This window comes from Gordonia hongkongensis (assembly GCF_023078355.1).
In the GTDB taxonomy this organism is placed as follows: Bacteria; Actinomycetota; Actinomycetes; order Mycobacteriales; family Mycobacteriaceae; genus Gordonia; species Gordonia hongkongensis.
In genome coordinates this window covers 1,378,513-1,390,842 of sequence record NZ_CP095552.1, presented here as the reverse complement: position 1 = coordinate 1,390,842, position 12,330 = coordinate 1,378,513, and the positions used below count along the sequence as shown (strand labels likewise).

The 12,330-nt window shown below is 68.9% G+C and carries 13 protein-coding genes; 7 read left to right on the top strand and 6 right to left on the bottom strand.

Features of this window, described 5'->3' with window-relative positions:
* Positions 1-5: 5 nt before the first annotated feature.
* Together MVF96_RS06310 and MVF96_RS06305 are read right to left on the bottom strand one after the other, a co-directional pair.
* The gene (locus MVF96_RS06310) at positions 6-1,079 is read right to left on the bottom strand and encodes an isopenicillin N synthase family dioxygenase (protein ID WP_205334258.1); all 1,074 of its coding nucleotides are present in this window, start codon (positions 1,077-1,079) and stop codon (positions 6-8) included.
* Between the two features lie 44 nt (positions 1,080-1,123).
* On the bottom strand, positions 1,124-2,392 hold the full coding sequence (locus MVF96_RS06305; RefSeq protein ID WP_247451680.1) for an MFS transporter: 1,269 nt from the start codon (positions 2,390-2,392) through the stop codon (positions 1,124-1,126).
* A 158-nt stretch (positions 2,393-2,550) separates the two neighbouring features.
* On the opposite strand from MVF96_RS06305, the gene MVF96_RS06300 reads away from it, so the two are divergent.
* On the top strand, positions 2,551-2,997 hold the full coding sequence (locus MVF96_RS06300) for a hypothetical protein (protein WP_137810790.1): 447 nt from the start codon (positions 2,551-2,553) through the stop codon (positions 2,995-2,997).
* Between the two features lie 25 nt (positions 2,998-3,022).
* Here the strand turns inward: MVF96_RS06300 and pdxH are convergent, their stop codons facing one another.
* The gene (pdxH, locus tag MVF96_RS06295) at positions 3,023-3,718 is read right to left on the bottom strand and encodes a pyridoxamine 5'-phosphate oxidase (protein ID WP_374612790.1); all 696 of its coding nucleotides are present in this window, start codon (positions 3,716-3,718) and stop codon (positions 3,023-3,025) included.
* A 167-nt stretch (positions 3,719-3,885) separates the two neighbouring features.
* Between pdxH and MVF96_RS06290 the strand changes: the two genes are divergently transcribed.
* The 5 genes from MVF96_RS06290 (at position 3,886) to MVF96_RS06270 (ending at position 9,383) form a co-directional block, all read left to right on the top strand.
* Positions 3,886-5,013: a citrate synthase 2 gene (locus MVF96_RS06290; RefSeq protein WP_065630762.1), complete on the top strand. Its 1,128-nt coding sequence runs from the start codon at positions 3,886-3,888 to the stop codon at positions 5,011-5,013.
* 175 nt (positions 5,014-5,188) lie between these two features.
* Entirely contained in the window at positions 5,189-6,085 is an 897-nt protein-coding gene (locus MVF96_RS06285) for a hypothetical protein (RefSeq protein WP_226512719.1), read from the top strand.
* A 185-nt stretch (positions 6,086-6,270) separates the two neighbouring features.
* A complete protein-coding gene (gene serC / locus MVF96_RS06280; protein ID WP_159370288.1) occupies positions 6,271-7,416 on the top strand; it encodes a phosphoserine transaminase in 1,146 nt (381 codons plus the stop codon).
* A gap of 233 nt (positions 7,417-7,649) precedes the next feature.
* Positions 7,650-8,615, top strand: coding sequence for a septation protein SepH (gene sepH / locus MVF96_RS06275; RefSeq protein WP_247451679.1), 966 nt, complete (start codon positions 7,650-7,652; stop codon positions 8,613-8,615).
* Positions 8,616-9,383 carry a DUF6928 family protein gene (locus MVF96_RS06270; protein WP_247451678.1) on the top strand — a complete coding sequence of 256 codons (768 nt, stop codon included), beginning with the start codon at positions 8,616-8,618 and terminating at the stop codon, positions 9,381-9,383.
* Here MVF96_RS06270 and MVF96_RS06265 read toward each other — a convergent pair.
* Both MVF96_RS06265 and MVF96_RS06260 read right to left on the bottom strand, forming a co-directional pair.
* Entirely contained in the window at positions 9,380-9,679 is a 300-nt protein-coding gene (locus MVF96_RS06265) for a DUF2537 domain-containing protein (RefSeq protein ID WP_058251607.1), read from the bottom strand. The genes MVF96_RS06270 and MVF96_RS06265 overlap by 4 nt on opposite strands.
* Complete coding sequence (locus MVF96_RS06260) at positions 9,676-10,530, bottom strand: TrmH family RNA methyltransferase (protein WP_211540756.1); 855 nt, start codon at positions 10,528-10,530, stop codon at positions 9,676-9,678. Before MVF96_RS06260 ends, MVF96_RS06265 begins: the two co-directional genes overlap by 4 nt.
* A gap of 80 nt (positions 10,531-10,610) precedes the next feature.
* Here MVF96_RS06260 and MVF96_RS06255 point away from each other — a divergent pair, with 80 nt between their 5' ends.
* Entirely contained in the window at positions 10,611-11,834 is a 1,224-nt protein-coding gene (locus tag MVF96_RS06255) for a GNAT family N-acetyltransferase (protein WP_247452066.1), read from the top strand.
* Position 11,835: 1 nt separating this feature from the next.
* On the opposite strand, the gene MVF96_RS06250 is transcribed toward MVF96_RS06255, so the two are convergent.
* Positions 11,836-12,300 carry a MarR family winged helix-turn-helix transcriptional regulator gene (locus MVF96_RS06250; protein ID WP_247451677.1) on the bottom strand — a complete coding sequence of 155 codons (465 nt, stop codon included), beginning with the start codon at positions 12,298-12,300 and terminating at the stop codon, positions 11,836-11,838.
* Positions 12,301-12,330 lie beyond the last annotated feature (30 nt).

Below are 12,330 nucleotides of genomic sequence, written 5' to 3'. Positions count from 1 at the left end.
AACGACTACTGCTGCCCCTGGCTTCGGCGCATCGCCTGCCGGACACGTCCGGCCTCCCGAGGGGCGTGCGGGTTCGGACGGCCCGCTCGGGAGCCGGCGAGCTTCGCACCGATGTGTTCGCCCACGGTGATCGGCGAATAGCGGCTGCCCGCCCCCACGCACGACGGCAGGGTCGAGATCATCGCGTCGAGGTTGCCGTCGTGGAAATAGGCAGCCGAACGACGCCGCTCCACCGTTCCGTCGACGACGGGCGGCTTCACCCGGTGCAAGGTGGACATCCACCGCTCGTTGGTCCAGCGCGCCATCAGATCACCCAGGTTGATCAGCAACGCACCGTCGGCGGGACTCACGTCGTGCCAGTCACCGTGCTGGTCGAGAACTTGCAGACCCTTGACCTGGTCGGCCCACAACACGGTCACGATGCCGTAGTCGGTGTGCTCCCCCATGCCGGTGGGGTCGCCGTCCAGCTCGATCTCACCGGGCGGCAGCGCATAGTTGTTCATCCGGAGCACGTCGAGCGAATGGTCGGTGAATCCCTCGAAGAAGTCGGCGGGTAGGTCGAGGGCATCGGCGAAGATCCTGGTGAGCGTGTGGGCGACGCGTCGTGCCTCGTTGAAGTATGCCGACACCGCCGCCTGGAAATGCTCGACGGCCGGCCACGTGTTCGTCGCGTAGTGGTCGGCGGGTAGATCGAGTTCCGGGTACTGCGTCGCCTCCACGCCGACGTTGAAGGCCTCGAAGAAGTCGTTCATGCGTGCCGCGGACTCGACCCCCAGCGACAACGACAGGGATTCCGACTTCGGGGGCGCGTATCCCCGATTGATCTCCGGCGGCGTGCGGTAGGTCTTCTTCAGCTCCAGTGGCAGCGCGAAGAAGACGTCCATGGCGGCGGTGAACTCGTCGATGACGGCGGCGGGGATCTCGTGTCCGACGACCTGGATGAAGCCGACCGAACTCGCCGCGTCGTCGAACCTGGCCGCCACCACGGCCCGATCGGCCGGGTCACCGTTCCGCGTGTACGGCGAGATGTCGATGAGCGGTACGTCGAATCCGGTGGCGGCGGCGGTCATGGCGTCCATGGTGGCACCGATCGCGAGACCGCGCTGGTCGGCGGAACCCGTTCTCAGGTGCGCTGACCGGCGCGGTAGTGCACGAAGGCGGGGATCAGCAACGCCGCGATGATGGTCGCGACGACGACCGCGATACCGCCGAACGCGGTCGCGGCGGCGACCCCGATCGAGGCGGCCGCGGCGCCGTGGGCGACGTCGGCGATCCGGGGCCCGCCGGCGACCACGACGATGAACACGCCCTGGAGTCGGCCGCGGACCTCGTCGGTCGCGGCGGTGAGCAGGATCGACTGCCGGAACGCCGCCGACGCCATGTCGGCCGCACCGCCGATCATCAGCAACACCACCGCGACGAGGAGCATCGGCATGGCTGTGCCGTCGGCGAACGACACCGCGATCCCGGTTCCGGTGATCGCCAGACCCCAGATGATGATGCACACGATGACCGCCAGGCCCTGGCGCTGCACGCGGGCGACCCAGCCCGAGAAGATCCCACCGACGACGGCTCCCGCGGAGATCGCCGTGAACAGCAGGGCGAAGGCGATGCCGCCGCCCTCGGGGCCGCCGAAGTTCTCGTGGGCCATCTGCGGGAAGAGCGCCCGCGGCATGCCGAAGATCATGGCGATCAGGTCGACCAGGAACGACGCCAGGAGGATCTTGTGCCCGGCGAGATACCGCAGCCCTTCGAGGACCGAACGCAGGCCGGCCACCTTGGGCGCGGCATCGCTCTCCGGCCGCAGCGACGGCAGCATCGCGACGGCGATGAGCGTCGGCAGCAGGAAGATCGTGTCCACGAAATACAACAGCGAATAGCCGAGGACGGGGATCAGGGCGCCGCCGACGAGTGGCCCGGCGATGGCGCCGGCCTGCATGACCGTCATGTTCAGCGACAGCGCGGCGGGCAGGTCCTTGGCGTCGAGCAGCCGCGGTAGCACCGCCGTCCGCGTCGGCTGGTTCACGGCGAAGAACGCCTGCTGAACGGCGAAGAGCACCAACACGATCCACACGTTCTGCCCGCCCGCCGCGGCCTGCGCCCAGAACAGGGCGCTGCAGACGATGAGGCCGACGGTCGTGATGATCAGCAGGGTCCGGCGGTCGACGACGTCGGCCAGCGCCCCACCCCACAGCCCGAACACGACGAGCGGCACCAGGCCGAAGACACCGGTCAGTCCGACGTATGCAGAGCTACCGGTGACCTCGTAGATCTGGGCTGGCACCGCGACCATACTCAACTGCGCGCCGATGACGGTGACGATGTTCGCCAGCCACAGTCGCCGGAAGTACTGGTTGCGCAGCGGCGCGGTGTCGGCGAGGAGGCGGGGCATTTCGATGATGCTAGGACCGCCCGCCGACGTCCGGCCACGCAGGCACTCCACAAGGCCGCCTGTGGACAGTGCCGTCGCATGGTCGCTGCCCTCCGCTATGGTCATTCCGCCCGAGGCGCACCTCGCACCTTGGTCGGGGCTCGGAGAAGGGGATGCACATGGGTGTTCGACGCTGGATGACGGTGGTGACGGTCGCGGTGGCCGTCGTACTCGGCCTCGCGGTTCCGGGGACGGCACAGGCCGGTCCGCGGTATCCGACGGCCGGCGATCGCATCACGGTGCAGGTCGCGTCGGATCAGCAGAGCGCGTACGGCTTCTGGTGGGTCGACGGTCACAACCGGATGTCGCCTCGCGGGGGCCGCGTGGGCATGAGCCTGCGCGACTACGATCCGAAGACCCGGTTGTGGTCGACCACAACCACTTTCACCTCACACAAGCAGCGACAGCAGACAGCCGCGAACATCACGTCGTGGGGCGGTTATGCCCGCTGCACGATCTGGGTGAACGGCGTACGCGTCGCGCACCATGTGTACCGGGCACCGATCTTCGCCCAGGCGCAGTGCGGTATCGCCAGACTCGACCCGAACCGCCTCGACTACCGCTGACGGCCCGCAGAACGGGTGTCGACGCTCAGGGCTGCAGCCGTTCGGCCCGCCAGGAGTGATCGACGTGGGTCAGCCGAACCCGGTTGTGCAGGCGGTTCGCTCGCCCCTGCCAGAACTCGACCTCGACCGGGACGATGCGGTACCCACCCCAATCGGACGGGACCGGGACCTCGGCACCCTCGTCGAACCCGCCGTAGGCCTCGGCGAGTTCGGCGGCCTTCTGCTCGAGTTCGACGCGGCTGCCGATGGGCCGTGATTGCTCGGACGCGGCCGCCGAGAGCTGCGACCCGCGGGGTCGAAGCTCCCAGTACGCCTGGATCTCTAGGGCGCTGACGTGTTCGACCGGTCCGCGGAAGTGCACCTGCCGTTCCAGCGCGATCCAGGGAAACGTCACCGAGGCATACGGATTCGCGGCCAGGTGTCGGCCTTTGTCGGAGTCGTACCCGGTGAAGAAGACAACGCCGTTCGCGTCGACCCCCTTGCACAGGACGGTGCGGGTCGACGGCCTGCCCTCGGCGTCGGCGGTGCCGAGGACCATCGCGTTGGGCTCGGCGATCCGAGCGTCGACGGCTTCGCGGAGCCAGACGTGGAAGAGGTCGAGCCACGGCGGGTCGCCCCGCAGCCAGCTCGGGTCGAGGTTCTCGCGGATGCCGTCGGCACCGGCGGCGCGGTCGCCCTCGCCGATGTTCGGTGGGATGCCGCCGCCATATCCGACGCGCATGTTCGGCAGGTCGATGGGGTCGCGCGACTCGTCCAGCACTTTCCTGACGCTACTCCGACCGTGCTCGTTACTCCGGGGTACACGCGGGGCGTCGTGCTGATCTACAGTTCGTCGTGGATTGCATCCTCGTGGATGCACGACACGGACGTCGAGTGAGGTGGGTTGCCATGGCCAACACTGTTCCCGAGGATTTCGTCGCCGGACTCGAGGGCGTGGTGGCCTTCACGACCGACATCGCCGAACCGGACAAGAACGGCGGCAACCTCCGCTACCGCGGCGTCGACATCGAGGACCTGGTCGAGAACAAGGTGACCTTCGCCGACGTGTGGGCCCTCCTGGTCGACGGCAAGTTCGGCGACGGCCTGCCGCCGGCCGAACCGTTTCCGCTGCCGATCCACACCGGTGACGTGCGCGTCGACGTCCAGGCCGCGCTCGCCATGCTCGCCCCGATCTGGGGCTACCAGCCGCTGCTCGACATCGACGACGAAACCGCCCGCGACAACCTCGCCCGCGCGTCGGTGATGGCGTTGTCGTACGTGGCGCAGTCCGCGCGCGGCATCCACCAGCCCGCGGTCCCCCAGCACGTCATCGACGAATGCGACACCGTCACCGCACGTTTCATGACCCGCTGGAAGGGCGACCCCGATCCCCGGCACATCGCCGCGATCGACGCCTACTGGGTCAGCGCCGCCGAGCACGGCATGAACGCGTCGACGTTCACCGCACGGGTGATCGCCTCCACCGGAGCCGATGTCGCGGCCTCGCTGTCGGGTGCGATCGGCGCCATGTCCGGCCCCCTCCACGGCGGCGCCCCCGCACGCGTGCTGCCGATGATCGAAGAGGTCGAGAACACCGGCGACGCACGTGGACTCGTGAAGGGGATCCTCGACCGCAAGGAGAAGCTCATGGGCTTCGGGCACCGCGTCTACCGCGCCGAGGACCCGCGTGCCCGCGTGCTCCGCCGCACCGCCCAGGAATTGGGCGTCCCCCGCTTCGAGATCGCCGCCGCACTCGAGCAGGCCGCGCTCACCGAACTCCGGGAACGACGCCCCGACCGCGCCATCGAGACCAACGTCGAGTTCTGGGCGGCGGTCATCCTCGACTTCGCCGAGGTGCCGACGCACATGATGCCGGCGATGTTCACCTGCGGCCGGACCGCCGGCTGGTGTGCGCACATCCTCGAGCAGAAGCGCCTCGGCAAGCTGGTCCGCCCGGCCGCGATCTACACCGGCCCGAGCCCCCGTCGCCCCGAGGACGTCGAGGGCTGGGGTGACGTCGTGAAGCCGGGCCTGTAGGTCCGTTCCACCAGAATCGCTACTTCCCCCACAGATTCGCTATTCACAGATAGCGAATCTGTGGTCGAGGTAGCGACCCTGTGGAGGCCAATCGGCTGTGGACAACGTCTGAGTGAATTCCACAGGGACGCCGAGGCACCCGCAATCGGACCGGGGCGGCCTCACCATCGAGCGCATGCCCGACAATCACGTGATCCGACGGTCCGCTCTCGCAGCCCGTCTCGGCGAGGACGAGATCCGGTTGCGTCAGGAGACTGGCGCGCTGCGGAGCGTATGGCGAGGTGCGGTGCACCTCGGACCCGCGCCCGACGACGAGCTCGAACGCTATCGCCTGAAGATCCGCGGCGCCGTGGCCGTCGGCGGGAACGGACGCGTGGTCAGCCACGAGTCCGCCGCCGCGCTCCACGGCATCCCCCTCCTCCGACCGGACATGACCACAGTCCACTTCACCTCGTCCAAGACCGGTCGTACCGGGGACAAGATCCACATACACCGCGACAACCTGCCGGACGAGCAGGTGATGTCCGTCGACAACGTCCGGGTGACGACGCCGGCCCGCACGGTCGCCGACGTGGCCCGCCTGGGGACGTTCGAACAGGCAGTCTGCTGCCTCGACAGTGGTCTCCGCTCCGGCATCACACACGCCGAGATCCAGGCCGTCGTGGCGTCGAGCATCAAGATGAAGGGCATCCGACAACTGCGTCAGGCGCTCTCGATGGCCGACGCACGATCCGAAAGCGTAGGCGAATCCTTCAGCCGCGCAACGATGATCGCCGTCGGACTCCCGCTCCCCGACCTCCAGGTGACCATCCTCGACGGCGACGGCAGGTTCGTTGCCCGCGGCGACTTCGGCTGGGACGACAAGGTCATCGGCGAGTTCGACGGCAAGGTCAAGTACTCGGGACAGTTCGGCACGCCCGCGTCGGAAACGGTGGTCGACGAGAAACGACGTGAGGACGCCATCCGGCGAACGGGGCGGCTCGTCGTGCGGTGGACGTGGCAGGACCTCCTGGACCCGCATCACTTCCGTGGCCTCATCACAGGTGCCCTCCGCGATGCGGGACTCGTCTGACGTGCCCGCCCCAGAAGCCCTACTCGACCCAGAGGTGCGCTACTTCCAGGTAGCGCACCTTTCGATGAAACAGCGATTCTGCATGGGGCCACCGGCGCAGAGATCGCCGCTGCACCACCCGGCTGCCGACACCTAACCCGAGGCGCCCCCACAGGTGGCGAGGGCCACTCCCTAGAATTGCCGTCATGAGCGAAGCCGCCACCGCATCCATCACCCTGCCCGCCGACCTGCTGCCGTCGGACGGCCGCTTCGGTTGCGGGCCGTCGAAGGTTCGCCCCGAGCAGTTGCAGTCCCTCGTCGACACCGGCGCGTCGGTGTTCGGCACCAGCCACCGTCAGGCACCGGTGAAGAACGTCGTCGGCTCGATCCGCGAGGGGCTGTCGAACCTGTTCTCGCTGCCCGAGGGCTACGAGGTCGTGATCTCCAACGGCGGCACCACGGCATTCTGGGACGCCGCGGCGTTCGGCCTGATCAAGCAGCGTTCGCTGCACCTCACCTATGGCGAGTTCTCGTCGAAGTTCGCGACGGTCTCGAAGAAGGCCCCCTTCCTCGACTCGCCCGCGGTCATCTCGACCGACCCCGGCACCGCGCCCGACCCGGCCGCGCTGACCGTCGACGACTTCGGCGGCGTCGACCTCATCGGCTGGGCACACAACGAGACCTCGACGGGCGTCGCGGTGCCCGTCGTCCGTCCCGCCGGTTCGGATGACGCGCTCATCGCCATCGACGCCACCTCGGGCGCGGGCGGTCTGCCCGTCAACGTCGCCGACGCCGACGTCTACTACTTCGCGCCGCAGAAGTGCTTCGCCGCCGACGGCGGGCTCTGGGTCGCGCTGATGAGCCCGCGCGCGCTCGCACGCATCGCCGAGATCGCCGAGACCGATCGCTGGTGCCCGGAGTTCTTGTCGCTGCCGACCGCCGTCGACAACAGCAGCAAGAACCAGACCTACAACACCCCGGCCGTCGGATCGCTGCTGCTGTTCGCCAACCAGATCGAGTGGATGAACAACAACGGCGGCCTCGACTGGTGCGTCTCGCGCACCGCCGATTCCAGCTCGCGTCTCTACCAGTGGGCCGAGGCGAGCGAGTTCGCGACGCCGTTCGTCACCGAGGCGACCAACCGCAGCCAGGTCGTCGGCACCATCGATTTCCACGACGATGTCGACGCCGCGGCCGTCGCGAAGATCCTTCGCGCGCACGGGGTCGTCGACACCGAGCCGTACCGCAAGCTCGGCCGGAACCAGCTGCGCATCGGCATGTTCCCGGCCATCGAGCCGGAGGACGTCAGCAAGCTCACCCAGTGCATCGACTACATCGTCGAGCGCCTCTGATCCCCTGCTCGACACCTCGTCGCCGGCGCGCCGCACAGATCGTTGCGGCGCGCCGGTGGTGCTTCACCGAACCGGTAGCCTGGTTCCCACAGACCACATATGACGCATCGATCGCTGGCGTCGCTTGCGCCCCACGCGTGCTGAACTGCGGTTTTGCCGCGTGTCCCACAGTGAACCGGCAGATCGGTGAGTTAATGTGACCCCAATGCGTGCACCGACCGGAGGAGGAGCAGATGCGTGAGCTCCGCGTCGTCGGGGTGGAAACCGACGGCTCCCATGTCATCTGCCAGGACCCGCAATCGGGCGAGAAATTCCGCATCGCCTCCGACGAACGCCTCCGCGCCGCCGCCCGCGGCGACATCTCACGACTGGGACAGATCGAGATCGAGATGGAGAGTGCATTGCGGCCACGCGAAATCCAGGCACGAATCCGAGCGGGTGCAACCGTCGCCGAGGTGGCGGCCGCAGCCGGGGTGGGTGTGGACAAGATCGAACGTTTCGCCCACCCGGTCCTCCTCGAACGCAGCCGCGCCACCGAACTCGCCGGCGCCGCGCATCCCATCCGCCATGACGGCCCGGCAGTGGCGACCCTGGTCGAGTCGGTCGCCGAGGGACTCCTCGCCTACGGCCAGAATCCCAACGACGCCGACTGGGACGCATGGAAGGGCGACGACGGGTACTGGGTGGTCCAGGTCGCGTGGAGCGTCGGACGCACCGACAACCTGGCGCACTGGCGCTACCAGCCGGGATCGCACGGTGGCAGCGTCGACCCGCTCGACGACCTGGCCGACGAGCTCACCCATCCCGAGACCATCGCGCCCCGTCGTCGGCTGACCCCGGTCGCCACCCCCGAAGTCGCCGTCGAGACGACCCCGGACGGTCGCGAAGAGGTCACCATCGACGCGGCCTCGATCATCGGTGCGCAGCGCGCCCGGCACGACCGCCGCACCGCGGCCGAGGACGACGGCGCCGTGCCGTTCGACTTCGGATTCGACGACGAGCCGTCCGCCGACACCGCCGAAGCCTCGGACACGGACGACGCGGCGGCCACTTCCAACGCCGACGACGCCGAGGCCGACGACTCGGTTCCCGCACCGTCGTCCGGCCCCGAACGTCCGCGCCGCAAGAAGACACGTAAACCGGCGGTCCCGGCGTGGGAGGATGTCCTGCTCGGCGTGCGCAGCAACGGGAACAGCTGAGTGTCCTCCGCGCGCGCGGCCACGGTCTGGTTCATCGACACCGACGACCCGGCCGCGATTCTCCGCTCGCGTCCGGCCAACGACTCCCAACACGCCCAGCAGGTTGCGACGACCGTCTTCGGTGACAGCGTCCTGGTCCCGCTCGTCGACACCGACCTCGCGTCCGCTGCCGCGGTCCGCGACACCCACGTCTACGCCGGGTTCTACGGTTCGCTCGCCGTCGTGTCGTGTTCGCTGTTCGAGACGACCACGCCGTCGACGCTGACCCGCGCGCTCGCACGGATCCGCCCCAGCGCGACCACGACCCTCCTCTACACCGAGCCCGACTCCTCACTCGGAGTGTTCGCCCGGTGGGAGTCGGGGACGCTCCGACGCTCCTTCGCCGCCGACCCGGTCACCATCCACGAGGACCACGGCCTGCCGTTCACGTTCGAGAAGCCGTTCTGGGGTGGCGAACACCCGCTCAGCCACGCCGAGGGCGTGCCCACCGCACCCATGTCGCTCCCCTTCCATCCCGCGCACCTCGCCGAGGAATCGAACCGTGCGTGGCTCGGGTTCCGCTACACCCACCCGCTCGCGGAGTCCGATCTCGACCCGGCCCAGATCACCGTCACCTGCTTCGCGTTGCATCCGGCCGAATACGAACCGACCGCGGCCGACTACGAGAACTACCGCGCCGCAACGGCTTCGCGCGCCCGGGAGCGGACGGGATCGCCAGGTCAGGACGCTCGCAAGCGCGGGCGCATCCGCGAGTACTTCGGGTTCTAGGGTGCGGGACGTCCCAGCGCGAGCAACGCGATCGACGACGCGACCCCGGCGAGGAAGCCGAGAAGCAGTCCCCACACGACCCACCGCCACACGGGCCGCGCCCGGAACTCCCAGAGGGTCCATCCGAGTCCGCCCGCGACGACCAATACGGCGGCGATCCCGAGGAACCGCAGGATCTCGCCGATGAGCAGGTAGACGCCGACCAAGACGAATGCGGCGAACAGCGCGCACGAGGCACCGACGATCAGCCCCAGGGCCCACGGCGTCGGTTCGACACCCTCCCGCTCGACGGTCACGATCCCATGGTGCCCGACCGGGCGCGCTCGTAGAACGCAACGGCCGCAGCGGTCGCCACGTTCAGCGAGTCGGTGCCCCGGCTCATCGGGATGCGCGCCTTCACGTCGGTGGCCGCCATCGCCGACGCGGTGAGACCGGGGCCCTCCGCACCGACCAGGAAGCCGACCTTCTCGGCGGTGACGGCTTCGGCCAGGGTCACGGCGGCGGGATCGGGCGTCAACGAGACCAGCTGGAAGTCGCGTTCCCGCACCACGTCCAGGCCGCGCGGCCAGTCGTCGAATCTCGCGAACGGCACGAGCAGTGCATGGCCCATCGACACCCGCACGCATCGGCGGTACAGCGGGTCGGCGCAACCCTGACCGAAAAGCACTGCGTCGACACCCAATCCGGCGGCGTTGCGGAAGATCGACCCGATGTTCTCGTGGTCGTTCACACCTTCGAGGATCGCAACGGTCCGCGCGCTCTCGAGGACCTCCGGCACCGTGAGCACGGGCGGTCGGCGCGACACGGCGAGCACGCCGCGGTTGAGGTGGAAGCCGACGATCTCGGCCATGACCTCGGCGGTGGCGCGGAAGAACGGGACACCGGCCAGCCCGGGATCACGGAGATCGGCGTCGAGCTCGTCGAGGCGTTTCGCGACACCGAGGAAGGCGTGGGTCGCGAACCGTGACGCGATCATCCGCTGGGCGACGAGAACACCTTCGGCGATGACCAGACCGCGGCCCGGGCGCCCGCCGGGCAGAACCGGGAGATCGGGCCGGCGGTCGACGGAGTTGAGGTCGCGGAAGTCGTCGACGCGCGGGTCCTCCGGGTCGTCGATGTCGATCACGTTCACTGCGAGCCCGGGCACCGCAACAGTCTGCCACCCGGACGAAACCGGCAGCGCACGGGTGTGAAACTGTGGAGGGCGTGACCAGCGATTCGACTCCGATGTCACGTCTGTCCCTCGCCCGCGCCACCGACGCGGACTGGGCCGACATCATCACCACCGATGCCCGCGCGTTCGCCATGCGCAACCCGCTGCCCGACGACGAGGTCGCCGATCTGCGCGGCAAGGTCGCCGACGACGACGTCGTACTGGTGCGCGACACCGGGTTGGACAGGCGGCCCCTCGTCGGGGTGGCGATGTTCTACCGGATGTCGATGTCACTGCCCGGCGGTGGCGTGTCCGACGCGGCCGGACTGTCGTGGGTCTCGGTGGCGTCGACCCACCGGCGGCGTGGCATCCTCCGCCGCATGCTCACCGAACTCGTCGAGCAGTGGGAATCGGAGAAGTACACCTTCGGAATCCTCACCGCGAGTGAGGGCACCATCTACGAACGCTTCGGCTTCGGACCGGCATGCTTCGCGAACTCGGTGTCGCTGAGCCCGGGCGCCCAGATGCGCGCGGCCCAGCCCGACGATGCCACCGTCCGGTATGCCGACGCCGACGCGGTGGCCGCCGCGATCCCCGACCTCCACGCACGGTGGACGCTGACCACCCCGGGCGCGCTCACCCGCACCCCCGCCTGGTGGAATCCCATCCTGGCCGACCGGGCGTCGGAGCGGCCGCTGTCGGCGAGCGGTCTGCACTACCTGCTGCACGCCGACGGCTACGCGAGCTACCGCATCTACAAGGACGAGACCGGCGCGGTGCGCGGCGAGGTCAACGAGGTCTTCGCGGTCACCGACGACGCACACACCGATCTGTGGCGCGTCCTGATCAGCCTCGACCTCATCCCCTCGCTCACCGCGACCATCCCGGTCGACGACCCGCTGTCACAGAAACTCGTGAATCCGCGGTCGGTGTCGGTCACCGGGACCGCCGACACGATGTGGCTGCGCATCCTCGACGTCCCGGCCGCCCTCGGCGCCCGACACTATGCCGCCGACCTGGACGCCGTGATCGAGGTGACCGACGAATTCCGCGGGCACGGAGGCGTTTTCGACATCTCGGTACGCGAGGGCGGGGCGATCGTCGCGCCGGCGAAGTCGGGAGCGACGCCCACCGTCTCGCTCGACATCTCGGTGTTGTCGAGCATCTATCTCGGCGGGATCCGGCCCTCGGCCTTCGCGGCGGCGGGACGCCTGCGCGTCGACTCCCCGGCGACGCTGCGCGCGCTGGACCACGCGTTCATGACCGACCGCGCCCCGTTCTCGGGCACGTTCTTCTGAGTCAGATCGCGCGTGAGCGCGGGACGTCGGTGTCGGCCTGCCCGAGGATCTTGTTGGCGATGCGCACGGCCTCGCGCAGGATGTCCCGCTCCTCGGCGGACAGTTCCGCGAGGCGGTCGCTCAACCATGCCTTGCGGGCGGCGAGTTCGTCGGTCACGACGTCGACGCCTTCCGGGGACAACGTCACGATGGCCTGACGGCCGTCGGTGGGATGGGGTTCGCGCTTGATCATCCCGAGATCCGACAGCGAGGCGATGACCCTGGTCATCGACGGCGGGCGAACCCGCTCGGCGGCCGCGAGCGCACCTGGTGTCATCGGGCCCTCGTGGTGCAGCGTGTTGAGGGCGGACAGCTGAGTGAGCGAGACCAGCTTGTTCTCCCGCCGACCTCGGAGTCGGCGCGCCAGGCGCACCACGGCGAGGGACAGGTCGCCGGACAGACTTCCGTCACCATAAGGTGCATGCATTGCCAAATCGTAGGCCAGGAAATCGGCCTC

Excerpts from the sequence above, each read along its gene's own strand:
- MVF96_RS06310 (WP_205334258.1), bottom strand. The coding sequence starts at position 1,079 with ATGGACGCCATGACCGCCGCCGCCACCGGATTCGACGTACCGCTCATC.
- MVF96_RS06305 (WP_247451680.1), bottom strand. The coding sequence starts at position 2,392 with ATGCCCCGCCTCCTCGCCGACACCGCGCCGCTGCGCAACCAGTACTTC.
- MVF96_RS06300 (WP_137810790.1), top strand. The coding sequence starts at position 2,551 with ATGGGTGTTCGACGCTGGATGACGGTGGTGACGGTCGCGGTGGCCGTC.
- pdxH (WP_374612790.1), bottom strand. The coding sequence starts at position 3,718 with ATGCGCGTCGGATATGGCGGCGGCATCCCACCGAACATCGGCGAGGGC.
- MVF96_RS06290 (WP_065630762.1), top strand. The coding sequence starts at position 3,886 with ATGGCCAACACTGTTCCCGAGGATTTCGTCGCCGGACTCGAGGGCGTG.
- MVF96_RS06285 (WP_226512719.1), top strand. The coding sequence starts at position 5,189 with ATGCCCGACAATCACGTGATCCGACGGTCCGCTCTCGCAGCCCGTCTC.
- serC (WP_159370288.1), top strand. The coding sequence starts at position 6,271 with ATGAGCGAAGCCGCCACCGCATCCATCACCCTGCCCGCCGACCTGCTG.
- sepH (WP_247451679.1), top strand. The coding sequence starts at position 7,650 with ATGCGTGAGCTCCGCGTCGTCGGGGTGGAAACCGACGGCTCCCATGTC.
- MVF96_RS06255 (WP_247452066.1), top strand. The coding sequence starts at position 10,611 with ATGTCACGTCTGTCCCTCGCCCGCGCCACCGACGCGGACTGGGCCGAC.
- MVF96_RS06250 (WP_247451677.1), bottom strand. The coding sequence starts at position 12,300 with ATGCATGCACCTTATGGTGACGGAAGTCTGTCCGGCGACCTGTCCCTC.